The sequence below is a fragment of the Polaribacter sp. PL03 genome (assembly GCF_033875165.1).
GTDB lineage: Bacteria > Bacteroidota > Bacteroidia > Flavobacteriales > Flavobacteriaceae > Polaribacter.
The window spans coordinates 49,090-75,540 of the sequence record NZ_JAWZSV010000007.1; the positions used below are offsets into that span (position 1 = coordinate 49,090).

Sequence of the window (26,451 nt, forward strand, 5' to 3'; positions counted from 1 at the left end):
ATAAGACTTAAAACAACATCAGAATGAAAAGAAGAGATTTTTTCAGAAAAGGAGCAACTGCAGCAATTGCGGTTGGAGCAATACCAATGATCGCAACTTCATGTGCAAGTACAAATGATATGGTGTATGATAGAAAAAATGATAAATGGTATCATTTAGGAACTGGTAAAACAGGAACAAATTCTAGAAAAAAAACAGACGAATATGATGTTGCAGTAATTGGTGGTGGAGCAGCAGGAATTTGTGCGGCAGTGGCTGCGGCAAGAAATGGTTCTAAAACTGTTTTGGTTCAAGATAGACCCGTTTTGGGTGGAAATGCTTCTAGTGAAATGCGTGTGCATTTAAACGGAGTAAACAATATAAAAGGAAAAGCAGAACGTGAAACAGGTATTATAGAAGAAATACTATTACACAATCGTTTTGATAATGAACAGGAGGCTTTTCCTGTTTTTGATCATGTTTTGTATGATTTTGTAGTGAGAGAACCCAACTTAACTTTGATGTTGAATACCCAAGCTGTAGAAGCAGTGATGGATGGAGATAAAATAAAATCTGCAATGTGTTGGCAAGCAACTACAGAAACAATGTTTACTATTAATTCACCAATATTTATAGATTGTTCTGGTGATGGATTATTAGCAGCAACTTCTGGAGCAGAATACAGAACTGGTAGAGAAGGTAAAGCCGAATTTAATGAAAAGTACGCGCCAGATGAAGCAGATGGTTGGCAAATGGGCGCAACCTTATTAATGTCTTCTAAAGATATGGGGAAACCGATGAAATATTCACCTCCATCTTATGCAATTAAATATACCCATGAAGGTGGTCATAAAAGAAGAAAATTTGCAGGTTTCCATGAAGGGATTTGGTGGATAGAAGTTGGAAGTAAAGATGATATTATTGCCGAAGCAGAAGAGAATAGACATAAATTAATGGGATATTTACATGGTGTTTGGGATTATATTAAAAACTCTGGTAAATTCCCGGAAGCAGAAAATTTAGCTTTAGATTGGGTAGGTTCTTTACCAGGAAGAAGAGAATCTCGTCGTTTTATAGGAGATCATATTCTTTCTGAAAAAGACATGACAGAACATAAACATTTTGAAGATGCAATTGGTTTTGGAGGTTGGTCTTTAGATGAACATAACCCTGGAGGAATAGAAAATATTTCTGAACCACCAAGTTATTTTCACTACCACTTTAAAGAAGTATATCAATTTCCTTTTAGAAGTTTGTATTCTAAAAATGTTTCAAACTTAATGTTTGCTGGTAGAAATGTGAGTCAGACTCATATTGCGCTTTCATCGAGTAGAATTATGGCAACGTGTGCTTTGCAAGGTCAAGCTGTTGGTACAGCAGCAACAATTTGTAGTAAGAGAAATATTTTACCTAGAGAAGTTGCCCAAAAGCACATTAATGAATTGCAAGAACAATTATTAAGGGATGATGTTTTTATTCCGAAGAGAAATGCCAACGACCCAAAAGATTTGGCTAAAAAAGCAAGTACCATTTTTGGTTCTTCTACTTCTTCTGGTGATGCAAAAAAATTAATAAACGGAATTTCAAGAGATATTTATGGTGAAATTAATCATTGGCAATCAGAAGGACTTTCTGCGGAAATTCAGGCGGAATGGGAATCTCCGATTTATTTATCATCCATAGAAATTAAATGTGATACCAATGTTAAGCGTAATATTATGATGCGTAAAGACAGTAAAAATGATGATTTGTACGGGAATTCTGTTCCAAAAGAAATGCTGAAATCATTAAGTTTTGAAGCAAGAGTTCGTGGGAATTGGGTGTCACTAGGAAAAATTACTGACAACAGAACACGTTTAATAAAAATGAAATTTGATAGCGTAAAAACGTCGGCGATTAGAGTTAAAATGATGGAAACTTATGGTGCCGAAAACGTTAAACTTTTCGAAATTCGTTGTTATGCATAATCCATTAACAGATAAACACTTTTCGGGTAACATAAAATCAATAAAGTAAAAATTTTAGTATTGGTTACTGATTCATCAAAATAAATGACACATTTTATAAAAACATATTTTTGGTTATTTCTTCCACTTTTTTTTATCAGCAGTTCTAATGATGGTGTTAATTTAGATACAATAATTAAACATAATATTATTGTCTCGCATCCGGGAGAAAAGGAATCTGTAAATGTTATTCTTTATCAAAGTGTAAACGAAAATGGACTTCCTGCAGCATATTATATGGATGTTCAATCTGTAATTTGTTTAGAGGAAGTTTGTAAAATTATTCCTGTTCGTATTTTTTGGAATAACATTGGTGATTACAAAAAATATGAATTAGAAAAAGGAGCAACTTTAGAAAAATATGAAGATGATGTATTTGATCCACAAGATTATCCGAAGTTAAATACCATTTTAGCAAATAGAAATTCTCCTTTTAAAGAAGTCTATATTGATGAAATATTGACTGTGGTTGATGTACATGGAGATGCGGATGCTGTTTCTGGAGCAACCGCTTTAGAGTTAGATGAAAAAGATACCGTTCCTGGAGCAGCTTTAACATGTTATACTTTATGGCATTGGGCAAATGGAGGAATAGTTGATAGGATTAAGGAAATTACTGGTAGATCTGTTTCTAATCAGCAATTACAAGATTTTTTAGTTGATGAAAATGAGACCTATTTTGATATTGCATTAGTTGATTTAGAGCGCAGAAAAAATTACTCACAAACATTTATCAGTATTATTACAAAAAGAGTTTTAGAAGAAGAATCTTTATTGAAATCTACTTTTAATTATTTAGAGAATGCACCTTCAATCACTTATTTTTCTGCAACACAAGAACTATTTTTAAAAGGAAAAAAAGAACAAAAATTAGCTGCAATTAGGTCCTTAAAATCAATTAAATATAAAGTTTCAAATTCTTATTTAGATACTTTAAGCAATGAAATGACAAAATTTAGGTCGTATCAAGAAGTTTCGTTTTTTTTAGATTTGATGGAAACTAAAAAACCTAATTCTAAAAAAGTAGTTGATAATGTGTTTTTATTGCTGAAATCAGATTTTATAAAAGCAAGAAGAGCCTATTGGTTTTTAAATAACCAGCAGTTATCAGCAGCACAAAAGGAAATTCTCAATAATTTTCAACAAGAAAATAAGAATAAATTATGATTAGTTTTTTAATAAGTATTGTAGTTTTAGTCCTAGGTTATTTCGTTTACGGAAATTATATAGAGAGAAAATTTGAAATAGATCCAAACAGACCAACTCCAGCAATTACCAAACAAGATGGTGTAGATTATGTGCCACTTCCATTAGGAAAAATATTTTTAATCCAATTTTTAAATATTGCAGGTTTAGGTCCAATTTTTGGGGCAATAGCAGGCGCGTTATGGGGTCCAGTTGCTTTCTTGTGGATTGTTTTTGGGTCTATATTTGCAGGTGCAGTGCACGATTATTTTTCTGGAATGTTATCCATTAGACATGGAGGAGATAGTATTCCTGAAATAGTAGGTGTATATTTAGGAACAGGTGTAAAATATTTTATGCGCGTATTTTCTGTGATCTTGTTAATATTAGTTGGGGTTGTTTTTGTTAAAGGACCCGCAACTATTTTACACGAATTAACGGGCACAAGTGTGCCGCTTTTAATCGGAATTATTTTTGCATACTACATTTTAGCAACAATGATTCCTATTGATAAACTAATAGGAAAAGTGTATCCAATATTTGGTGCTTCACTATTAGTTATGGCAGTAGGCTTATTTTTTGCATTAATTTTTCAAGATTATACAATTCCTGAATTATCTTTTGAAAACATTAAGAATTTACACTCAAATCCAGATGATAATCCTGTATTTCCTTTTCTTTTTATAACGATTGCTTGTGGTGCAATTTCAGGATTTCACTCAACACAATCTCCATTAATGGCACGTTGTATTTCTAATGAAAAAGAAGGTAAAAAAGTTTTTTTTGGTGCGATGATTACAGAAGGAATTGTAGCGTTAATCTGGGCAGCAATTGCAATGGCGTTTTTTGGAGGGGTTAGAGAACTTGGAGAAACAATGGCTATTGAAGGACACAATGCAGCTTGGGTTGTGAATATTATTTGCAATACTACTTTAGGTAAAATCGGAGGTATTTTAGCCATTTTTGGAGTAGTTGCGGCACCAATTACTTCTGGTGACACTGCATTTAGAAGTACTCGTTTAATTGTTGCAGATGCATTTGATTTTGATCAAGGTAAATTATTGAAACGTTTATTAATTACTATCCCAATTTTTGTAATTGCTTTTGCATTAACAAAAATAGATTTTGCTATTATCTGGCGTTATTTTGGTTGGTCTAACCAAATGTTAGCAACTGTTGTTCTTTGGACGATTGCAGTTTATGTAAAAAGACAAAAGAAAACCTATTGGTTTATACTTATCCCAGCTGCGTTTATGACAGCTGTTGTAACTATCTATATTTTTGTTGCACCAGAAGGTTTTGGTTTAAATTACACAATATCTTTGGTTATTGGACTACTTACATCTACTATACTATCCTTTTGGTTTATTATATCTAAACTTAAAAACTAATAAAAAAATACGTTCATACATCATTATTCTTTATTATGAATTTACTTTGAGAATAAGGTAAATAACTATTTGAATAGGATAAAATTGAATCCAAAAAAAGCTTCCAATTGGAATGATATTGTGGTACACACAATTCAAACAAATGAGAAAAGCTTTTTTAATTATAGCAGCTATTTTTTTAGCTAATACTATTTATGGACAAAAATCAAATAAGATGGTGTAGATTGTGTGCCGCTTCCATTAGGTAAAATGTTTTTAATTCAGTTTCTTAATATTGCAAGTTTGGATCTTGTTTTTGAGGTAGTTGCAAACGAATTATAAGGTTCGGTTTTTTTACTTATTTAATTATCTCATTTAAGAATATTAATTACATTTAGATACTACTTATTCAATTTTAAATCAAATTATATCATCGAAATATAAAAACCATTCAATGATGAATTTTAAGTTTTCAAACATCCTTTTTGGCATAGTTTATTTATGTGTTTTTTTTAATAGTTTTTCACAAGAGAAAAAACCAAACATTGTTCTAATTGTTGTTGATGATTTAAATGATTACACAGGTTTTTTAGGAGGTCATCCACAAGTGAAAACTCCAAATATGGATTCCTTGGCAGAAGAAGGAGCTGTATTTACAAACGCGCATACAAATACACCAATTTGTGCGCCATCAAGAGCAAGTATGTTAACAGGAATTTATCCACACGTTTCTAAAAATTTCTGGTTTGATAATTGGACAACCAATACAGTTTTAAAAAACAGTAAATCTATTGCACAATTTATGGGTGATAATGGTTACAATACCTATGCAACAGGAAAACTAATGCACCACAGAGTAAAATCTGAATGGCAAGAATACGGAATCGAAAATGATTTTGGCCCTTATGCTTTTAATGGTAAAAAGGTAGTTAAACATCCATCAATGCCAAAAGAGTATACAGATAATAAAAATGATGGATTGTTTATGTCTTTAGCAGACGTGCTAAATGTAAAAGCCACTGATAAAGCTCCTGGATATTATGGGTGGTACGATGTTAAAAATAAGAAACCGTTTAAATATGTAAATGATGATAATCGTGATTTATTAAATGATGAATTAAGCGCTGAATGGGCGTTAAAAAAAATAAAAAGTTTAGAGAATTCTAATACAGATAAACCTTTTTTTATGGCTGTAGGTTTTGTAAGACCTCATACACCTTTGGTGGTTCCTAAAAAATATTTTGATATGTATCCTTTAGAAACTTTAAAAATTCCTGTTATCAAAAAGAATGATAATGAAGATACATATTATCGTTCAACGTTTTCTTGGGCAATGCCTTGGACAAAACATTATCAAGAATTAGAGGCGTCTTATAATACTATTGATGATGGTTTACGTAAATATGTACAAGCATATTTGGCTTGTGTTACTTTTGCTGATGATCAAATTGGGAAAGTTTTAAGTACGTTACGTAAGAGTCGTTTTGATAAGAATATCGTTGTAATTTTAGTAAGTGATCACGGATATAATATGGGCGAAAAAGATTTTTTATATAAAAATAGTCTTTGGGAAGAAAGTACTAAAATTCCGATGATAATAAGAGATCCGAGAATTAAAAAAAGCAAAGGGCAGCGTATAGATCATCCTGTTTCTTTAATTGATGTGTATCCAACAATAGTTGATTTGGCTGGAATAAAATCGAGTAATACTAAAAATGATTTCGGAAAACGGTTAAGCGGTTTTAGTTTAAGACCTTTTTTAGAAAACCCTGAAAATCCACAATGGCAAGGACCAGATATTGCTTTAACGGTGGTAAGAGGAAATAAGAAAAGTATTATTCCAGAAGAACAAAGTTATTCTGTAAGATCAAAAAATTTTAGATATATTTCTTATTTCAACGGTAAAGAAGAACTCTATGACCATAAAAAAGATCCTTTTGAATGGAATAATCTAGCTAACAATAAAGAGTATTTAAGTATTAAAAATGATTTAAATAATGAATTATTTTCATTGTTGAAAAGAGATCATTAAAAACCTTCATAAGATAATTTTGTAATACTTTAAGATATAATTCAGTAATGTATTTTCGAAATAGTACTGTAATTTGCAGTATATTATTAACTGATTTTCCAAAATTTATAAAATGAAATTCCTTCAACTATTTTTAGTATTAACTATTGCATTTGGTTGCAAATCTAAAACAGAAGAAAAAGCATCAATTAAGAAGAAACCAAATATTCTATTTATTGCCATTGATGATTTACGTCCAGAATTGGGAGTTTACGGTTCAGAAATTGCAGTAACTCCAAATTTAGATGCATTAGCAGGAGATGGTTTAATGTTTAATAGAGCATATTGTCAAGAAGCTATTTGTAGCCCTTCTAGAGCAAGTTTAATGACGGGTGCAAGACCAGAAACCATTAATGTTATAGAGAATTTTACGTATTTTAGAGATGCAAATCCAGATATTATAACAATTCCTCAACATTTTAAAAACAATGGATATGAGGCAACCTATACAGGAAAAATTTATCATAAAACAGCATTTGCAGATTTAGGTTTGTCTTGGAGTAGAAAACCTGCTTATGATAAAATGACAGTTGAGGCAAGTAATACTCCTGGTGGTTTTGCAAACCCAGAAAGTCAAGCAATGTTTAAAAAGAACAGAGCAGATATGATTGCAAAATATGGTAAAGATGCACCAAGAAATGGTTTGGGAAAAGGACCAGCTTATGAAAATGCAGATGTACCAGATACTTTTTATGAAGATGGGTACAATGCGGAATTGGCAATTGTAACAATGAAAGATATGTTAGAAAAAAATCCTGACAAACCTTTCTTTTTAGGAATGGGAATGAAAAAACCACATTTAGATTGGTTAGCGCCAAAAAAATATTGGGATTTATATGATCCAAAAGACATCAAATTAGCAGCACAAAAAAATGCACCAGAAAATGGAGCAGCAATGGGTTTACATCCTTCTTTTGAATTGCGTGCAAGATTCGGAATTCCTAAAAAAGGGCCTATTAGTGATGAACAAGCAAGAGTTTTAAAGCATGCATATTTAGCATGTGTAAGTTATGTTGATGCTCAAATTGGTAAAATGATTAACGCTTTGGACGAAGCAGGTTTAAGAGAAAATACAATAATTATTGTATGGTCTGATCATGGTTGGCATTTGGGTGAAATGGGTATTTGGGGTAAAGCTACCAACTATGAAATAGGTACAAGAGTTCCGTTAATTATTTGGACACCAGATATGAAAAAAGGAGTAAGAGGTACAAGTTCTGATGCTTTAGTGGAATTGGTAGATATGTATCCTACATTATCTGAATTGGCAGGTTTAGAAAAACCAGCACATTTAGAAGGACAAAGTTTTGTGCCATTATTATCTAATCCGAAGAAAGAATGGAAACAAGCTGCTTTTAGTCAATTTCCTAATCCTGCTTTAAGAGAATGGGCAGCGAATCCTTTATCTAAAGGAATGAGAGAAACGTATTTTGGGCCATTAATTGAAGAGCAAGAAGCTAAAATTAAAAAGCAACAAGGTTCTAAATGGGACAGAGAATTGTTTGAAAATAACCTAATGGGTTATGGAATGAGAACAGAGAATTATAGATTAATTGTTTGGAAAGATTATACAAAACCAGAAAGCGAACCATTGTTTATAGAATTGTATGATCATACAAAGGATCCAACAGAAACTAAAAATGTTGCTGATGAAAATCCGGAATTGGTAAAACAATTATTAGTGCAGTTTAACAAAGGTTGGAAAGGAAATTTAGCGAAAATTTAAATTTAGAAAAATGATGCTATTCAAAAAGATAGTTCCAATTTTAATACTTACAGTAAGTGCCTTGTTAATTGGATGTGCAACACAACAAAAAACAGCAACGAACTTAAAATCAAAATTAAAAGAAACTAATGAGCTTGCTTTTTCTGAAAAGAGTGAAATTATTCCTCTGGAAGATAGAAATAGAAGAAAGTTTGATAATGCAGTAATTGCAGATTTAGATCAAGATGGTTTTTTAGATTTATTATTAACTGAACACTCAAGAAGAGTAGAGTTGTATTGGAATAATAATGGTGTTTTCGAACTAGGAGAACCTTTTATTTTTGGTGATACACATGGTATTGCTGTGAGCGATTTTGATTTTGATGAACGTGTAGATATTATTGTGCAACGTGGTGGAGGTGATGGTAAAAACCCAAGGAAACCAAGGTATTATCATGTAAATAAAGATAGAACAATTGATAAAGGTGGCGAGTTTAAACATTTTGAAAAAGGTAGAGGAAGAGCTGCTAAATTTGTAGACATCAAAAAAGATGGAAAATTAGATTTAATAACATCTGCTTTTCCAACCTTAAAAGCATTAGATAAGGGGAATATTTTATATACAAATGATGATGAGTTAACCTTTAAATTTAACACTAATATAGCAAACGCAGACAGAATGGGTATGCGAACTACGTTGTTAGATTATAATAATGATGGTATTACAGACATCCTTTTTCATGGAGGTAGAAAATTAGTGATTGTAAAAGGTTTAATTGATGGCTTTAAAGAAGTAACAAAAGAGGTTTTAGGTAATTTGTCTAACACCGATTTGGTAAACAGTGTTTCTCAAATTGATTATGATAATGATGGCGATTTCGATTTATTTCTAACACGTTCTAAGCATCCTTTTGATGCAGAAAGCGATTATGATGCTGTAAACAAACGTTTTTACTTTTTTGCTAGAAGAACAAAATTCGATTACACGAATATTAAAGTAGAAGGCGATTTAAAAATAGAAAACCTACAAATGGCTTTTCCTAATTTTGATGTTTTTTTAGGAGCAAAAAAGAAACTTTGGAAACGTACAAAAGATAATCACGGTCATCAAGATTTAACGGTAACTAGAGAAGAAGCTAAAGGATATCCCAAAAACACTAAAAAGAAGGCATTGTACATTGGTTATTTAGGTGATGGTTTATGGAGAATTGGTGGTCATACAAATTCGCCAACATCTGCAGTATTACATAATGTGTTAACTTCTCCAGAAATTATAAAACTAAAAGATTTACCTGCAAAATTACTTGAAAATAAAGATGGGAAATTTACAGAAGTAACTACTAATTTAGGAATTAATATTACAGAACAAACAAGTAGTAGTGCTGTTGGTGATTTTAATAATGATGGATGGTCTGATATTTTTGTGTTGCGTTATGGAGAATCATCCAAAGAAACAAAACAAATTTTATATTTAAATAAAGAAGGAAAATCTTTTAAACGCGATAAAAACCACGGAATTATCACAAAAGAATTAGGAGCTACAGGTATGGGAGTAGATGCTTTTGATTATGATAATGATGGAGATTTAGATCTTATTTATTCTAATGAAAGAGGTAAATGGCATTTATTTACAAACAATTACGCATCTAATTTAAACAAATATGTAACTGTTAAAGTTGGGTATTCACCATCTGGAAAAGCAACTGCTACAGGCGCAACTTTAAATATAAAGTCTTGCGGAAAGATTTATAAAAGAACTGTTGGTGAAACGTCTTCTTCTTTTTCTCACAGTTTTAATACCTATTTACATGTAGGTTTAGGGGTTTGTGATAAAATTGAATCTGCAGAAGTTGTTTGGAGTAATGGAGAAAAAGTTACGGTATCAATTAAAGATTTAAATAGAATTTATAAAGTAGGAAGTAAAAGTCCTGTGAAATAATATTCTTCTCAAAATTTCAATTAAGAAAGCCTCATTTTTTGAGGCTTTCTTTATAATCATTAAACTTAAAATAATTAATATGAAAAAGATTGCGTTAAGCTTTTTGGTACTTGTAAGTATTTCTAGTTTTTCTCAACAAGAGAAAACAGTTTCAGTAGAAAAAAATTACAACAATTGGGGTTGGAATGATGTATATGTTGCAAAAAACAAATACATCAGTTTAGCGGTTGTACCAGAAGCTGCTGGTAGAATTTTAGAATATAATTTAGGTGATGTTCCTTCTTTGTGGGTAAATCCAAAGTTATTAGGAAAGTCTTTTGGAACTTCTGATGAAGTGAAAATGAACGAGTGGAGAAATTTTGGTGGTTATCGTTTAGTGCCTTTGCCAATAGAGAATTCTTCTATAAATAAGTTTGGGAAAAAATCTAAACGTTGGCCACCACCAGTTGTTATTGGAGATGCTCCATATAAAGTTTCTATCGGAGAAAATGAAGAAGGAAAAAAAACGATTGAAGTACAATCTGGTGTGCAAGAATTACCAGTTCCTTTTTTCTTCGGAAAAGAAAAAATTTTTTTATATCCAGATAAAATTGATGAGAAAATTAAATATAATAGAAGTTTGTACATAGAACCTAATTCTAGTTTGGTATATATTAATCATACTTTAAAAAATGTAGGTGATAATGCTATTAAAAAAGGATTGATGATTTCTAGTCAGCATGTTTCTTGGAGTGATTCAAAATTACAAGACGGCCAAAATTTTAGTGCTTTTATTCCTTTTTCTGAAGAATTGAAATTGCCAAGTGGAGAACAATTTGAAATTTCTGCGACACCAAAACAACGTTGGAATTTTATTAACAGAAATCGTTTTAAAATTGATAAAAACAATCCAGAACACGTAAAAAAATACTTTAATCAAGGAATAAATTGGAAAGGTGAAGTTGCACCCGGAATTTATGAGGTAGAATACGATTATAATGCAATGGCTGGTTTACAAATTATTTCATCTAAATCTTGGATTTGTTATGTAAATAAAATTACAAACACAGCTTTTGTAAAAATAATGGAACCTTATGATGCTTCTAAAGAATATGATCATGGAATAAATATGGCTATTTTTTGTAGTGGTTTAGAGACAGGATATTTAGAAACCGAAGTAAAAACACCTTTATATACACTTCAGCCAAAAGAAAGTTTTAGTTATAAAGAAATACAAGGAGCAGCAAAAATTGAAAGTTCACCTATTTTAGATGTTAATCTGGGAGGTATTATTACCAAGAGATTACATTTAAATAATGATAATTTTATAAACGGTTCTTATGGTATTTTTACTGAAGGAGAAGCACTATTATTCTTTCTAGATAAGAAGGGGAAGAAAATAAAAGAGATTTTTATATCAAAAGTAAATCCATTTAAACCTTTAATGCTTAAGAGAGAAATGTTAGAATTATCAAATATTTCTACAATAAAACTAATTATTAGAAAAGAAAACTCAAAAGAATATGTTTTAGATTATTTAGATATTAAAAGATTATAATAAGATCGGTTTTTAATTTAAAATATCAATAAAGTAAAGAATAAAGATAAAATACTGCAATTATGAGATAATTTTCACGAAATTTTAAAGTGAAACATATTGTTATTTTACGTTTAGTTCTAGTAATAGTGAAATTTAAGAATCTATTAGTTCGAGTATTAATTAAAAAATTAAAAGTAATTAAATGAAAATTTTAAACTTATTGTTAAAAAAGAAAAAACAAAGTAGCCTTATGCTATTGTTTTTCTTAATGTTTAGCTTTACTGCATTTGCTCAAAAAGATGTTGTAAGAGGAACGGTTACAGATGCTGCAGATAATTCTCCAATACCAGGTGTAAGTATTTTAGTACAAGGAACAACTGTAGGAACATCGACAGATTTTGATGGGAATTATACCATTAAAGCAAAATTAGGAGACATTCTAGTTTTTAGTTACTTAGGAATGAAACAGCAAAAACTTAAGGTGAAAAAAACTACATTAAGTGTTGCAATGGATGCAGATGTGCAAAGTTTAGACGAAATTGTAGTTATTGGTTATGGAACACGTAAAAAGAAAGAACTAACAGGTTCTGTAGCACGTGTAAAAGCAGATGAGATAGAAAATGTAATTACTAGTGATTTAAGTACAGCTTTACAAGGGCAAATTGCAGGTGTAAGTGTTGTTGCAAGTAGTGGTGAGCCAGGAGAAGGATCTAGTATTTTAATACGTGGTGTTTCTTCTTTATCAGGTTCAAATGATCCATTATTTGTGGTAGATGGTGTTCCTCAATCGGGAGATCCAAGGTTAAACCCTAATGAAATTGAAACAATAGATGTTTTAAAAGATGCAGCTTCTGCTTCTATTTATGGAACAAGAGCAGCTGGAGGTGTAATTTTAATTACAACTAAAAGAGGAAAGGTTGGGAATGCTAAGATTAGTTTAGAAGTTTCAAATGGTATTCAAATAATTACAAGACAAACGCCTTTAATGAACACCACAGAACAGGTGTTTTTCGATTTAAATGACCCAACAAGAAGTGGTAGTTCTGCAAGATCTGATAGGTTTAGTTTGTTAAATGATAATGATTTAAGAGATTTAACGGAAAATAATTATGCTCAAATTTCTAGATATAATTTCAATATTTCTGGTGGAGACGAAGGAGCTACTTATAGTGTGGTTTTGGGAGTTTTCGATCAAGAAGGAACTGTAATAAATTCTGGGCTAAGAAGGTATAACTTAAGATCTAATGTTAATGTTACTAAAAATAAATGGACATTTAATAACGGTTTTGGTTTTACTATAGATGATAGAGAGAGACCTAACTTTAATTTATTAATTCAAGGTCAAAGAGCGCTTCCTTATTTAGATGAAGTTTCGCCAGAATCTTTATCTGTAGTAAATGATAATGATGAAGCTGCAGGACCTTACGAGCAAATTTTAGAAGCTTTAACAAGAGAAAGACAGGTTAAAAGATATCGTTTCGAAGCAAATACAAATATTAAATATAAAATTAATAAACATTTTGATTTTACAACATTAATAAGTGGTGTAATTACTCATGAAGAAGAAAAACAAATTCAACCTAAATTTGAGTTATTTGATTCAAATGGAATAAACTTAAGAGCAGAAGAAGATAGTTTCGTTTTTGAAGAGAGAGAGAAAACAATTTTATTGAATTTTAATGCAGGTCTAAATTATAATCAAAAATTTGGAAAACATAACGTAAGTGCATTAGCTTTAGTAAATATAGAACAAGAAAACTATACTTCTATTGCGGCAGTTAATAAAGGTTTAAGTTTTTCAAACCCAACAAATTTATCTTTAGGTACTTTAGGCGCAGAAGCAGTTTCTTCTGGTAATGTAGGTATTAATGGGCCTAACTTTATTGAACCAGATTATATTACAAAAAGAGTAGGTACTGTAGGTAGAGTACTTTATGATTATGATGGTAAATATTTGTTTAGCGCTAGTGCAAGGTTAGATGCGTCAAATCAATTCTCTAAAGATAATTTATATGCTTTTTTTCCGTCTGTTTCTGCAGGGTGGAATATTTCAGATGAGAAATTCTGGAGTAACTATAAAGGAACAATTAATAATTTTAAATTAAGAGCTTCTATAGGTACAACTGGTAATGACCGTTTTGCAGCTAACAGTGTTTTTAGTCCGGTATTTACAGGTTATAATGCTTATTTTGATAGTGAAGCAGGTACAACTACAGAAAAACCAGGTTTTGTACAACAATCATTTGGTAATCCTTCTTTAAAATGGGAGGTAACTACACAAAGAAATATTGGTCTAGACATGAGTTTCTTTAGAAACAAATTAACTCTAACTGCAGACTATTATGTTACAGACAAAAAAGATTTATTATCTAACATACGTATTAATCCTAGTTTTGGTGCACCTGCTACTGTAGAAAGATTTGTAGGAACAAATTTTGCGGTATTTAATATTGGTAACATGACCAACAAAGGTTTTGAAGCTGCTTTAAGGTACAGACCTAAAACAGGCAATGTTAGATGGAATATTTTAGGAACTTTCACAAAAAATAAAAATGAAGTTACTAGTATTAATGGAAGTGTAGGTACTCAATTATTTCCAACACAATCTATTCTAGGAGATATCTTTGGATTGCCAATTGGTTTGCAAGTTGGTAGAGAAGCAGGTTCTTTCTTACTATACGAAACAGATGGTTTATTAAGAAGCCAAGAAGAGGTAGATGTTTATAATGCAACATATGGAGAACAAGCTCAAATAGGAGATTTAAAATATATAGATTCAGATAACAACGGTTCTGTTAGAGATTTTACAGATAGAGTTTATAAAGGAAGTGGTTTACCAGACTATGAAGTTGGTTTAAATATACAAGCTACTTATAAAAATTTCTATTTTGCTACAAATTGGTATGCATCTGTAGGTAACGAAGTTTACAATGCAACTAGAGCAAACGCTTTTAGAGCAGGACGTGCAAAAGATTTAGTATATCAATTTATACCTGGTGTAAATGAAAATACAAATATACCTTCATTTAGATCAAGAAATAGAGGTGATGCAAATTTTAATGGAAGCTCAGATTTCTTTATAGAAGACGGTTCTTTTATAAGATTAAGAAATGTAGTATTTGGTTATACATTACCAAGTGAAGTTTCAGAAAAATTAGGACTTACGAGATTTAATATGTTTGCGAATGCACAAAATGTATTAACTATAACTAACTATACTGGTTTAGACCCAGAAGTAGGTGGTAATAATATTCAACAAAAAGGAGTAGATAGAGGTCTAATTCCTGTAACAGCTAGTTTTAATTTTGGTTTTAGAGTAAATTTTTAATAAGATGAGAAAAATAAAATATATAATTTTAACAGTTTCGGTTCTATTCTTGTTTTCTTCTTGTGAAGATTTTTTAACAGAACCTAATCCAAATGCTCCAGATTTGTTAGATGCAATAACAAATTTAAATGATACAGAAAAAGTATTAAATGGTACATATAATTCTTTGTTTAATCACTTTGTATTAAGTATCGAAGAAGATAATTTTAGAACAGATATAGGCTCTGCTAAGAATAGATTAATACCTAATACAGGTCTTGCAGAACAGGTAGAATTTTATTACAAGACCTATAATTCTAGTACAAGAAGAATAGACCAAAGATGGGGTGCATTATACAGAGGAATCTTTTTTGCTAACCAAACATTATTTGCTTTAGATAAAATAAAAGGAGATTTAAATTCAGCTTCAGAAACTCAGAAATGGAATGAACAAAGAGCTCAAGCTTTATTTTTTAGAGGTTTGTATCATTTTTATGCACATTCAATATTTAACGAAGGAAAAATTATTATTAGAGATGCCTATGAGGCAGACGTAACTAAGAGAAGTAAAAAATTAGCTACATCAGAAGAAGTAATTACATTTTTTAGAAAAGATTTAGAAGAAGCACTTCTTTATTTACCTATGCCAGCAGATGTTTCAGAAAAAGGTAGAATTACAAAGGGTGCAGCTACTATGATTTTAGCCAATTCATATTTATATGAAGGTACTTCAGATGCAATAACAAAAGCGACTACTTTGTATGAGTCTTTAAGAGACGATTTTGGGTATAATTTAGAAACAGATATGTCTAAAATGTTTACTACTGCAGGTGAATTTAATGAAGAATCTATTTTTGAAATTGCATATACTAATGATTTTGGTGCAGAATTAGATGAGTTCGATGAGAAAAGTCCTCATAACAGGTTAGCTGCTAGAAGTGCACATTTTAGATTTAAAGGAAACGATTTTATTCAACCAGCAACTTGGTTAGTTATGGCTTACGAAAATGATCCTTTAGATGCAAGTAATCCTGTTAATACTATTCAAACAGGAGCTGGTACAATGGATACAAGAAGGGTTTCTTTACGAGCATCTGCAATGTTATTTTTAAATGACGATTTAGATACGCCTGTTTATAATTTACCAAATGCATTACAATCTGGAGGGTTAGGTAGTAGAGCTTTAATATTTTCAGCTTTTAAGAAATATACAAACCATGATTTAGGGACAGAAGATGAAAACGCAGCCAATAAAGGAAACCGTTTAAAATCTGGTAAAAATGTTACTATAAACCGTTTATCTGAGGTGTTACTAAACTTAGCAGAATGTTACATAAAGCAAGGTAGAGTTTCAGAAGCTATATCAGAAATTAATAAAATTAGAAATAGATGGGCATTAGAGCCTTTAGATATTGCTTCTCAAATAGACAATCCGGGTGTTGCTTATGATAACAGTAGTTTAATGAATCGTTTAATGTTTATAGAAAAACCATTAGAACTTTCTACAGAAGGACATGCAACTAGAGTTATAGATTTAAGAAGATGGGGTATTGCATCTCAGAGATTTCAAGACTTAAATAGTATTAACTACCAAGGTGTTTTATTTCCTAGACCAGGAAGAAGAGCAATTACGCCAGCATTAGCAAGAGGTTCTGTTACACGAATTACAAATAACAATTTATTAAGTGATGTTGTAATTTTTACAGGAATTTTACCAGATGAAGCTACACAAACTAACATGAAAATTTTCCAAGAATTTCCACAGTCGTCAACAAATTATTCTATTAATAATGGGTATTTACCAATACCAGCAGAAGAATTAATTAGTAACGAAGATATTTAAAAATTAGAAAGATGAAAAAATATAGCATATTATTAATTGTTTGTTTACTAGCTTTAGTAAACTGTAAAACAGATGATTTCGAACCACTTTCAGAGTTTTCTAAAGTTGAATTATTTACACCAAGTATTTTCGATTTAAATGAAACTACAATAGCAAATAGTATTCCTATTTCTATTAACGATTTTAGTTCTTTAACTGATGTCTCTCAAGGAGTGCTTTCTAGAGTTTGGACTATTGAAGATGGAGCAAGGTTTTTAAAACCTACATTTAAAAGAAAAGATAGTGTTAATTTAGTGCCTTTTATAGATGGTACTTTGGGTAAAGAAAGTACTGTTGAAACTGCACATGTATTGTTTCAAAAAGCAGGAGAAACATCTGTATCACTAAAAAATAATTTTAATGAAGAGGTTAGTTTTTTAGGTAAAAAAGCGGTGTTAAATGAAGGTGTTTGGGAAATAATAACTGTTTTTAATTTTGATGTTTATGGAGATTTAGAAGCGGCTACTTCTGTTTCAAATGAAGCTAATACAGCAATTTTAGGAAGTTTAGAAGCGAATCAGAACCCTAATAAAGATGAAACAAGTAGTTTTAAAACAATAACCATAGAGGCAGGTAGTAGTTTAACTTATAAAGATTTATCTACTATTGGAAGACCAGATGGTAGAGTTTGGGCTTTTGAAGGTGGAATTCCTGAAACAAGTGAAGAAGAAGAGCTTAGTGTTTCTTATAATAGGTTAGGTGAATATAAGGTATCAATAACAGCTACAAGAACTAAACGAGGAAACTCTTTAAATGCAGCAGAACAGACAAAAACGATGCCTATTATTGTAAAAGTAATTCCATCTACAAAGCCATTTGTTATTGTAGGTGAAGGTAAAAGTAAAGATGATAACACTGCAGCAGAGGGTACAAATACTTTTTCGTTTACTGTAAACGGAGAATTAGAAAGTTTTACTGGAGCAGAAAGTAGTTTTACTGTAAATGTTGTAAATGGTTCTGTATTCAATCAAAATTTTACGGTAACATCTGCAAAAGTAAACAGTAGTAATGCAACACAAGTAGACTTAATTCTTAGTGAACCTATTTTAAACTCAGATACTGTATCAGTTTCATATAATGGCAACATTATAAAATCTGTTGATAGTAGAGCTTTAGTTGTTTTTTCTAATATTAATGTAGAAGCATTAAATTTAAATTTATTAACAAATGCTTCAAATCCAGGTTTTGAAAACGCATCTACAAATGATAGGCAAGTAAATTCACAAGGTTACAACCTTTTTGTTGGTGGTGGAAATAGTCTTGATAACGCTAGAAATACAGATGGCTCTTTAATGATAAATAGAAGCACAGAAATGGCAAGTACAGGTAGCGCTTCTTTAAAATTTGATGCAGAAATGCCATTAGCAGCTGGTTTTTTAAGTCTTTCAAATACAATTGCGTCTAACTCTGGTATTCCTGCTGGAGATTATAAATTAGCTTTTGATGTTTATTTAGAAAAAGATACCGAATTTAAAGCTTTGTTTACAGTAGTTCAAGGTGGAAATCCTCAGGGAGCTGGAACACCTTTTAATGCACCAGGAACAGAGCAATGGTTTCAAGTACAAAGAAACTTTTCTTTAAACTCTAATTTAACTAGAAACGTAATTCTAAACTTCAGAAATAACGATAATATTGGGGTTACAGGAAGACAAGTTTTCTATATAGATAATATACAAATTATTTCAAGAGAAGAAAGGTAAGTAAAAGAATAAATTACTTTACAGCAGTACTACAATCTTATTTGTGGTACTGCTTTTTTTTTGTAAAAATGTGTAAATTTAAATAAGTACATATAAATTATCTTACAAAATTGGTTTTTTAAGGTAATATTTGATAGATTGAAGATAATTTTGAAGCTGAAAAAGAAACCTAATTTATTATTTTTATAAACTTTACGTTGTACACCTTGCAATAGTAAAATTATAATATAAAATATTAAAGAACAGTGCTATGACAATTGAAAAGATAGAAACATTCGTCCTTAAAGATACATTATCTAAAAGTTTTTTCTTTTCTCAATGGGAGTATTCAGAAAGATGTATTTGTTTAGTGAAAATTACTACTTCAAACGGAGAGTATGGTTGGGGTGAGGCCTATGGTCCTGCAACTATGGTAGAAGCTGGTGTTAAACTATTAGAATCGACTGTTCTAGGAGAGAATCCTTTAGAAAATGAAGTGATTTGGAATAAAATGTACCGTAAAACTTTAGATTTTTCAAGAAGAGGAGTCTATATGGCTTCTGTAAGTGCAATAGATATTGCTATTTGGGATTTAAAAGGTAAAATTTTAGGTCTACCAGTTTCTACGCTATTAGGTGGTGCTCATAGAACTAAAATACAACCTTATGCAACAGGTTTGTATTTTACAAATCATAATAATTTTTCTGATGGTTTTGTAGAAGAAGCTAAGTTGTATGTTTCTAAAGGTTTTAAGGCTATGAAAATGAAGGTTGGTCTTGGCATTAAAGAAGATGTGGCTAATGTTAAGTTAATTAGAGAAACTATTGGACCAGATATTCAATTAATGGTAGACTCTAACCATGCTTATACTTTTAGAGAAGCTGTTGAACTTTCTAAAAAAATAGAGAAATATGATATTGCGTGGTTTGAAGAACCAATTTCTCCAGAGTTTTACGAGCAATATAGTGAGTTAAGAGAAAAAACAACGATTCCTATTTCTGGAGGTGAATGTGAATATTTAAGGTTTGGTTTTAACGAATTAATTAAAAATAAATCTGTAGATATATTACAGCCAGATATTTGTGCAAGTGGAGGTTTAACAGAAGCAAAAAGAATAGCTACGTTAGCAAGTACAAATGGTATCGATTTAATACCACATACTTGGGGAACATCAATTGGTTTGCATGTAGCTTTACACTTTATTGCTAATATAGAATCAATTCCTGGGAGAATGTATCAACCAGATTTTTTAATAGAGTTTGATCAAACGGAAAATGGTTTAAGAGATCATTTAACTTTCCCTAAATTAGAAATGAAGAATGGTATGTTAGAAGTTCCAAATAGACCTGGTTTAGGTATAGATGTAGATGAAGAAGTATTGCGTAAATATGTTGTTTGCGCGCATAATAAACAAGATATATTAGAAAAATTTAAAAAATAAAATACAAATGAAGACTCATAACTTCGGATATAAAAAATTATACATTGATGGTCAATTAGTTGATGCTGTAAGCGGTGAAAGAGAAGATATTATTTGTCCTGCTACAGGAGAAGTAATTGCTCAGGTTGCAAAAGCTGGTAAAGCAGATGCAGAAAAAGCATTAATATCCTCGCAAAAAGGTTTTAAATATTGGTCTAAACTTTCTTTAGAAGAAAGAACCGTTTGGATGCTTAAACTACGTGATGCAATTTTAGAGAAATCGGATGAGTTAAGAAACGCAATGGTTCATGAAATGGGAAAAACCTATGCAGGATCATTAGAAGATATTCAAAGACTTACAGAGGCATTAGAATGGTATCCTAATGCAATGAAAAATTTAAGAGAAGAACAAATTCCTGATTATGAGGGAACTCATACTCATAAAATGATTTCTAAACCAGCGGGAGTTGCTATTGCTTATTTAGCATGGAATTTTCCATTATTAAATGTTGGTTATAAAATAGGACCAGCATTAGCTTCTGGTTGTTCTTTAATTATTAAACCATCTAGCTTATCACCCTTATCTGCATATATGGTTGGTGAAATTTTACATAGTATTAATTTTCCTGCTGGTGTTGTTACTATTTTAGCAGGTTCTAGTAGTGAAGTTGCAACACCAATGACTACAAGTAAAATACCTGCTGTAATAACTATGATTGGTTCTACACAAACAGGTCAAAGAATAATTGCAGATAGTACAACATCTATTAAAAAATTAGGAATGGAATTAGGTGGTAATGCACCTTTTATTGTTTTTGAAGATGCAGATTTAGAACTAGCTTTAGATTTAGCTATTGGATTAAAATTTGGTAATACAGGTCAAATATGTGTCGCTGCAAACAGAATTTTTGTTCACAGGAACATCTATGATAAATTCTTAAAGGAATATGTAAAAAGAGCTTCAGCGTTAAAAATTGGTTTTGGAACAAAAGAAAATTCAGATGTTTTTATGGGACCATTAGCATCAAGATCTTCTAGAGACAGAATGTTCGAGTTAATTGAAGATGCTGTAACCAAAGGAGCAAAATTAGAATACGGAGGTGAAATTCCAGAAGGTTTACCTGAAGGAGGAAATTGGATGCAACCAACAATTGTTTCTGGTACAACATCAAACATGAAACTGTTTAGAGAAGAAACTTTTGGACCCGTTGCAGGTGTAATGCCTTTTGATACTGATGATGAGGTTTTAGAATTAGCTAACGACACAGAGTTTGGTTTAGCTTCTTATATCTTTACAAATAATAATAAGAGAATTGAAAGGTTTACAGAAGATTTAGAATTCGGAGAAATTCAAATTAATGGTGTAAAATATGCAATCTATTTACCACATGGTGGATTTAAAAATAGTGGGATTGGGCATGATTGCTCTCACTTAGCTTTAGATGATTATTTAGTAAAAAAACGTGTTACTTCTGCTATTTGTAAATAATAAATTAATAATAAACCTTAAAACTCCAAGATGATACTTTCATCTTGGAGTTTTTTTTTGTTAACTAATTAAAGAGCTAGTAATAACATACTAACTCTTTAAACTAATATTAAAAGTTTAATTTTTTACTAATTTTTTAGTAGAAATACCTTTTTCTGAGGTTAGTTTTACTAAATACATAGACTTACTTAAAGAAGAAATATCTATTGATTTAGAAACGTTGTTTGCACTTAAAACTTTCTTTCCTAATAAATTAAAAATCTCTACTTTTTTAAGAACCTCTTGTGTTTCTATATTTAAAAGATTGTTGGCAGGATTTGGAAATATTTCAAATTTAAATGAATTATTTTCTTCTACAGAAGCTGTCGCAGCAGGAATTTCTTCACTAGATAGATTATCAATATAAAGAACTAAACCAGGAGTAGCTGCTGTTTGAGGTTGAATAAAATAAGCTGCGCTATCAAAATCATTAGCTGCTGTATGGCTAAAACTTAATTTTTGCCATGTATTTGCAACAAAAGTAAATTCTCTTCTGTCGTCCGAAAATTCATTAACTGTACCTTTTCTATATCTAACTCTAGATCTAATAAAAAATGTTGCATCTGTAGTTGTCTTAATCCAAACTTCAGAATTAACCTTAAATCCTGCTGTTCCTGTAGCAATATCTTTAGCGTAGCTAGAAGAAATAAAATGATTTCCGTTTGAACTTTGAGAGGTGAATTTTAAACTTTGAGTTCCTTGATGAACATTAAGATCACTTGCATCTGTAGCTGTGTATAATTCGATTGCTGCACCACTATTACCACTATTAAAAGGGAGAAGAGTGTTTGTGTCTTCAAAATCTGGATTTTGTATAATTCCACTAAAAGTCTGAGCGTTAGTGTTAATACTAATTATTAGCATTAATAATAATGTAAAGTAATTTTTTTTCATGATTTAAAGTTTTTTTAGATTAATTTAATTCTTTAAATTTAGATATAAAGTATAATAGTTTATTACCATAAATTACCCTTCATTTTCACTAATTTATCCGTTTTAAAAAAGATAGCAATATCCGTACATGAATACTTATAAATCAACAAAAAAAGTTCTAACAAATTAAATTTGTTAGAACTTTTTACTATTAATCAATTTTATTATAAAACGTTGAAGTGTTTATTTCTATACTTTTTACTTTATGAACGCCACCTTTTTATTTTATGACCCCAAACTGCAAAAAAGAGAATAAGTAGATAACAAGGAATTAAAATCCAATAACTATCTGTTGATGCGGTAGCAATAGCATCTACTTCTTCAATTCCGTATGTAATTAATTCATTTTTACTAGCATCTACAAGTCTACCATATAAAGGAGGAATTATTGCACCACCAGAAATAGCCATTATTAACAATGCAGATCCTGTTTTTGTAAATTTACCTAAACCTTCTAGAGTTAAAGGCCAAATTGCAGGCCATACTAAAGCATTTGCAATACCTAGTGCGGCTACAAATAATACAGAAATATAACCAGTTGTGTTAAGAATGCAAAAGCTAAAAACAATTCCTAAAATTGCACTCACAATTAAAGCTGTTTTTTGTTTTACATATTTAGGTATTAGAAAGACACCTAAAGCATAAGTTGCTACCATTGCCATTAGAGTATAAGTTGTAAAGTATTTTGCTTCTTCACCAGAAAAACCAAGTGAAATTCCGTATGCAATTATAGTGTCTCCGGCAATGACTTCTGCACCAACATAAACAAACAAAGCTAAAACTCCTAACCATAAATTTGGGAATTGAAAAATACTTGTTTTGGCAGTTTCTCCTGCTATTGTTTCTTCAATTTCAGCAGTTTCAACATTTGGTAAAGGTGCTTTTCTAATTAAAATTCCTAATAAAAATAGTACAGCAGCCATAATAATATAAGGCATAAAAACACTGTCTGCCATCGTATCTAATAGTATGTTTTTTTCTGAAAAATTTGCGTTACTTAGTTTTTCCTTTGTTTCATCAATACCAGATAATAGTAATGCACCAAAAATTATAGAACCTAAAGCGCCTGCTGTTTTATTTGCAATTCCCATAATTGCAATACGCTTTGCACCGCTTTCTATAGGACCTAGAATAGTAATATATGGATTTGCTGCTGTTTGTAAAATGGTCATTCCAACTCCCTGTATAAAAATTCCTGTTAAGAAAACCCAATACGTTCTGGCTTCTGCAGCAGGAATAAATACTAATGCTCCAATAGCCATAATTATTAAACCTAAAGACATCCCTTTTTTGTATCCAATTTTATTCAATATATAAGAAGCAGGTAATGCCATTACTACAAAAGAAATGTAAGAAGCAGATGCTACTAAATAAGATTGTGCATCTGTTAGTTCGTTTATGGTTTTCATAAACGGAATTAATGCTCCATTAATCCAGGTAACAAAACCAAATATGAAAAATAAACTAGCAATAATTATAATTGCAGTTGTGTTACTTTTTTGTTTCATTTATTAGTGTTTTATATTAATAGTGATAAAATTACATTGTTTATTTTAAACAAAATATATTTTTAAAATTTAAATCTAACAAAAAAAGGATTGCTATGAAGCAATCCTTTTTTTAAAGTTGTTTAATTTGATACTATTTCATTAAGAAATCTTTTAAATCTTGATAAGTTGAAGCTTTATAAGCTACTTTAGTATTATTTATTACTTTCTTAATTTGCTCAGGAATTTCAACTTTAACAGGTAAAGTTTCTTCAACTACATCTAAAAATTTTACAGGATGCGCAGTTTCTAGAAAAACACCAAATTCGTTTTCCTTTAAACCATGTTTTTTTAGACCTAAGTAACCAACTGCTCCATGTGGGTCTGCAACATAACCAGAATTATTATAAATATTTTTCATGGTAGCACGCGTTTCATCATCAGAAAAACTATACGAAGAAAAAGCACTTTTAAGAGTTTCTAAATCATTGTTAAATAATTCTTGTATTCTAATAAAATTACTTGGGTTACCAACGTCCATAGCGTTAGAAATAGTTGCTTTAGATGGTTTTGGTTTGTAAACTCCGTCTTTTAAAAAGTTTGGAACCGTATCATTAACATTTGTAGAGGCTACAAAGTGTTTAATTGGTAAGCCTAATTTTTGTGCCATGATTCCAGCACATATATTTCCAAAATTTCCACTAGGAACAGAAAATATGAGGTCTTTATGTTTTTTATGTAATTCTTTATACGCAAAGAAAAAGTAAAACATTTGTGGTAACCAACGTGCAACGTTTATAGAGTTTGCTGAGGTTAATGTTTTAGTTATTTCTTCATCTAAAAAAGCCGTTTTTACCATTTCTTGACAATCATCAAAAACTCCATCTACTTCTAGTGCTGTAATATTCTGACCTAAAGTTGTTAATTGTTTTTCTTGAATGTCACTTACTTTTCCTGAAGGGTATAAGATAACGACATTTACGCCTTTAGCACCTAAAAATCCATTGGCAACTGCACCACCAGTATCTCCAGAAGTTGCAACTAAAACAGTAACTTCATCATCACTATCTTTGTTGAAGTATTCTAAACATTGCGCCATAAACTTTGCGCCAACATCTTTAAAAGCCATTGTTGGACCATGAAACAATTCTAAAGCAGCAATATTATCATCCACTTTTACTAAAGGGAAGTCAAATGAAACTGTTTCTTTAATAATTTCTTTTAATTTTTCTGTCGGAATTTCATCACCTACAAACTGTTTAATTACTTCGTATGCAATTTCGTGATTTGTATAATCAGAAATATTTTCGATAAAATCTTTTGAAAGTTGTTGAATGTTATCTGGAAAATAAATTCCTCTGTCTTTTGCAAGGCCTTGTACAACGGCATTTTTAAAAGTTGATATTGGCGATTTATGGTGTAAACTGTAATAGTTCATTCTTTTTTGGTTTTTGGTTTATAGTTTATAGTTTTTGGAAGCAGAGTGAACTAACAACTAAAAACCAACAACTAAAAACTATTTTATTATTTTCATTCCTTCATGATTCACTTTAGAAATAAACATTTCAAAGTCAATTCCTGTATTTTTATAACTTTCTTCGATGCTTTTGTAAACTTCTTTGGCAATTTTATCACCTTTACAAAGTGCGAAAATTGTTGGTCCAGAACCACTAATTCCAGCACCTAAAGCGCCTGCTTTTATAGCTGCGTTTTTAACATCATCAAAATGTGGAATTAATTTTTTACGATGAGGTTCTACAATAATGTCTACCAAAGAATTACTAATTAGCTCGTAATTATCTGAATATAAACCGCTAATTAAACCACCAACATTTGCCCATTGTGTAACCGCATCTTTCAATGCAATTTCTGTAGGTAAAACTTCTCTAGCATCTTTTGTTTTTACTTCTACCTGCGGATGAATTGCAACAACTCTTAATTCATTTGGTACAGGTAATTTTATAATTTCTAAAGGTTCGTAACTTCTTACTAAAACAAAACCACCATAAATTGCTGCAGAAACGTTATCTGCAATTGCAGATCCGCAAGCAACTTCTTCGCCAAACATGGCAAATTTTGTCAGCTCTAAATCAGAATAGATATTACCTAATAACTGGTTTGCACCAAAAGCAGCACCAGCAGCACTAGCGGCAGAACTACCTAATCCACTTCCAGGAGAAAAACCTTTGTGAATTGTTAATTCAATTCCAAAATCTGCATTTGCTTCAATCAGTATTTTTTTAACAACAGCACTTGCGGCATTTTCATCAACATTGTATGTTAAGTTTGCACCTGTAATATTGGTTATTTTAACGACTTTTTCTGTTGTTTTTGTAAAAGTCATTTCATCTCCAATTGCATCAACAGCAAAACCTAGAGAATCAAATCCGCAAGAAACATTAGCAACAGTAGCGGGAGCAAATATTTTTAAATAATCCATT

Annotated in this window: 16 protein-coding genes; 12 read left to right on the forward strand and 4 right to left on the reverse strand. The window is 30.8% G+C overall.

Annotated elements, in window-relative coordinates; translation table 11 throughout:
- The first annotated feature begins 23 nt into the window (after window positions 1-23).
- The 12 genes from SHK09_RS14100 (at window position 24) to SHK09_RS14155 (ending at window position 21,551) form a co-directional block, all read left to right on the forward strand.
- Window positions 24-1,946, forward strand: coding sequence for an FAD-dependent oxidoreductase (locus tag SHK09_RS14100; RefSeq protein WP_319811428.1), 1,923 nt, complete (start codon window positions 24-26; stop codon window positions 1,944-1,946).
- A gap of 84 nt (window positions 1,947-2,030) precedes the next feature.
- Entirely contained in the window at window positions 2,031-3,152 is a 1,122-nt protein-coding gene (locus SHK09_RS14105) for a hypothetical protein (RefSeq protein WP_319811429.1), read from the forward strand.
- A complete protein-coding gene (locus SHK09_RS14110; RefSeq protein ID WP_319811430.1) occupies window positions 3,149-4,561 on the forward strand; it encodes a carbon starvation protein A in 1,413 nt (470 codons plus the stop codon). The genes SHK09_RS14105 and SHK09_RS14110 overlap by 4 nt, the downstream gene beginning before the upstream one ends.
- A gap of 433 nt (window positions 4,562-4,994) precedes the next feature.
- Window positions 4,995-6,572, forward strand: coding sequence for a sulfatase (locus SHK09_RS14115; protein ID WP_319811431.1), 1,578 nt, complete (start codon window positions 4,995-4,997; stop codon window positions 6,570-6,572).
- Between the two features lie 112 nt (window positions 6,573-6,684).
- A complete protein-coding gene (locus SHK09_RS14120) occupies window positions 6,685-8,337 on the forward strand; it encodes a sulfatase (protein WP_319811432.1) in 1,653 nt (550 codons plus the stop codon).
- A 10-nt stretch (window positions 8,338-8,347) separates the two neighbouring features.
- Complete coding sequence (locus tag SHK09_RS14125; RefSeq protein WP_319811433.1) at window positions 8,348-10,255, forward strand: CRTAC1 family protein; 1,908 nt, start codon at window positions 8,348-8,350, stop codon at window positions 10,253-10,255.
- Window positions 10,256-10,334: 79 nt separating this feature from the next.
- The gene (locus SHK09_RS14130; RefSeq protein WP_319811434.1) at window positions 10,335-11,792 is read left to right on the forward strand and encodes a hypothetical protein; all 1,458 of its coding nucleotides are present in this window, start codon (window positions 10,335-10,337) and stop codon (window positions 11,790-11,792) included.
- Window positions 11,793-11,976: 184 nt separating this feature from the next.
- Window positions 11,977-15,102 carry a TonB-dependent receptor gene (locus SHK09_RS14135; RefSeq protein ID WP_319811435.1) on the forward strand — a complete coding sequence of 1,042 codons (3,126 nt, stop codon included), beginning with the start codon at window positions 11,977-11,979 and terminating at the stop codon, window positions 15,100-15,102.
- Window positions 15,103-15,106: 4 nt separating this feature from the next.
- Entirely contained in the window at window positions 15,107-16,924 is a 1,818-nt protein-coding gene (locus tag SHK09_RS14140) for a RagB/SusD family nutrient uptake outer membrane protein (protein WP_319811436.1), read from the forward strand.
- An 11-nt stretch (window positions 16,925-16,935) separates the two neighbouring features.
- Window positions 16,936-18,663 (forward strand): SwmB domain-containing protein, encoded by a 1,728-nt coding sequence (locus SHK09_RS14145; RefSeq protein ID WP_319811437.1) that lies wholly within the window; start codon window positions 16,936-16,938, stop codon window positions 18,661-18,663.
- A 250-nt stretch (window positions 18,664-18,913) separates the two neighbouring features.
- Window positions 18,914-20,083: a mandelate racemase/muconate lactonizing enzyme family protein gene (locus tag SHK09_RS14150; protein WP_319811438.1), complete on the forward strand. Its 1,170-nt coding sequence runs from the start codon at window positions 18,914-18,916 to the stop codon at window positions 20,081-20,083.
- 7 nt (window positions 20,084-20,090) lie between these two features.
- Window positions 20,091-21,551 (forward strand): NAD-dependent succinate-semialdehyde dehydrogenase, encoded by a 1,461-nt coding sequence (locus SHK09_RS14155; protein ID WP_319811439.1) that lies wholly within the window; start codon window positions 20,091-20,093, stop codon window positions 21,549-21,551.
- Window positions 21,552-21,668: 117 nt separating this feature from the next.
- On the opposite strand, the gene SHK09_RS14160 is transcribed toward SHK09_RS14155, so the two are convergent.
- The 4 genes from SHK09_RS14160 to SHK09_RS14175 form a co-directional block, all read right to left on the reverse strand.
- Window positions 21,669-22,484: a T9SS type A sorting domain-containing protein gene (locus SHK09_RS14160; protein ID WP_319811440.1), complete on the reverse strand. Its 816-nt coding sequence runs from the start codon at window positions 22,482-22,484 to the stop codon at window positions 21,669-21,671.
- A gap of 242 nt (window positions 22,485-22,726) precedes the next feature.
- Window positions 22,727-24,031 carry a sugar MFS transporter gene (locus tag SHK09_RS14165; protein ID WP_319811441.1) on the reverse strand — a complete coding sequence of 435 codons (1,305 nt, stop codon included), beginning with the start codon at window positions 24,029-24,031 and terminating at the stop codon, window positions 22,727-22,729.
- 133 nt (window positions 24,032-24,164) lie between these two features.
- Window positions 24,165-25,448 (reverse strand): threonine synthase, encoded by a 1,284-nt coding sequence (thrC, locus tag SHK09_RS14170; protein ID WP_319811442.1) that lies wholly within the window; start codon window positions 25,446-25,448, stop codon window positions 24,165-24,167.
- Between the two features lie 78 nt (window positions 25,449-25,526).
- The gene (locus SHK09_RS14175) at window positions 25,527-26,450 is read right to left on the reverse strand and encodes a homoserine kinase (RefSeq protein ID WP_319811443.1); all 924 of its coding nucleotides are present in this window, start codon (window positions 26,448-26,450) and stop codon (window positions 25,527-25,529) included.
- Between the last annotated feature and the right edge of the window lies 1 nt (window position 26,451).

Coding starts and splice junctions, on each gene's coding strand:
- SHK09_RS14100 (WP_319811428.1), top strand. CDS start 24: ATGAAAAGAAGAGATTTTTTCAGAAAAGGAGCAACTGCAGCAATTGCG.
- SHK09_RS14150 (WP_319811438.1), top strand. CDS start 18,914: ATGACAATTGAAAAGATAGAAACATTCGTCCTTAAAGATACATTATCT.
- SHK09_RS14165 (WP_319811441.1), bottom strand. CDS start 24,031: ATGAAACAAAAAAGTAACACAACTGCAATTATAATTATTGCTAGTTTA.
- SHK09_RS14140 (WP_319811436.1), top strand. CDS start 15,107: ATGAGAAAAATAAAATATATAATTTTAACAGTTTCGGTTCTATTCTTG.
- thrC (WP_319811442.1), bottom strand. CDS start 25,448: ATGAACTATTACAGTTTACACCATAAATCGCCAATATCAACTTTTAAA.
- SHK09_RS14135 (WP_319811435.1), top strand. CDS start 11,977: ATGAAAATTTTAAACTTATTGTTAAAAAAGAAAAAACAAAGTAGCCTT.
- SHK09_RS14155 (WP_319811439.1), top strand. CDS start 20,091: ATGAAGACTCATAACTTCGGATATAAAAAATTATACATTGATGGTCAA.
- SHK09_RS14175 (WP_319811443.1), bottom strand. CDS start 26,450: ATGGATTATTTAAAAATATTTGCTCCCGCTACTGTTGCTAATGTTTCT.
- SHK09_RS14130 (WP_319811434.1), top strand. CDS start 10,335: ATGAAAAAGATTGCGTTAAGCTTTTTGGTACTTGTAAGTATTTCTAGT.
- SHK09_RS14120 (WP_319811432.1), top strand. CDS start 6,685: ATGAAATTCCTTCAACTATTTTTAGTATTAACTATTGCATTTGGTTGC.
- SHK09_RS14160 (WP_319811440.1), bottom strand. CDS start 22,484: ATGAAAAAAAATTACTTTACATTATTATTAATGCTAATAATTAGTATT.
- SHK09_RS14125 (WP_319811433.1), top strand. CDS start 8,348: ATGATGCTATTCAAAAAGATAGTTCCAATTTTAATACTTACAGTAAGT.
- SHK09_RS14105 (WP_319811429.1), top strand. CDS start 2,031: ATGACACATTTTATAAAAACATATTTTTGGTTATTTCTTCCACTTTTT.
- SHK09_RS14110 (WP_319811430.1), top strand. CDS start 3,149: ATGATTAGTTTTTTAATAAGTATTGTAGTTTTAGTCCTAGGTTATTTC.
- SHK09_RS14145 (WP_319811437.1), top strand. CDS start 16,936: ATGAAAAAATATAGCATATTATTAATTGTTTGTTTACTAGCTTTAGTA.
- SHK09_RS14115 (WP_319811431.1), top strand. CDS start 4,995: ATGATGAATTTTAAGTTTTCAAACATCCTTTTTGGCATAGTTTATTTA.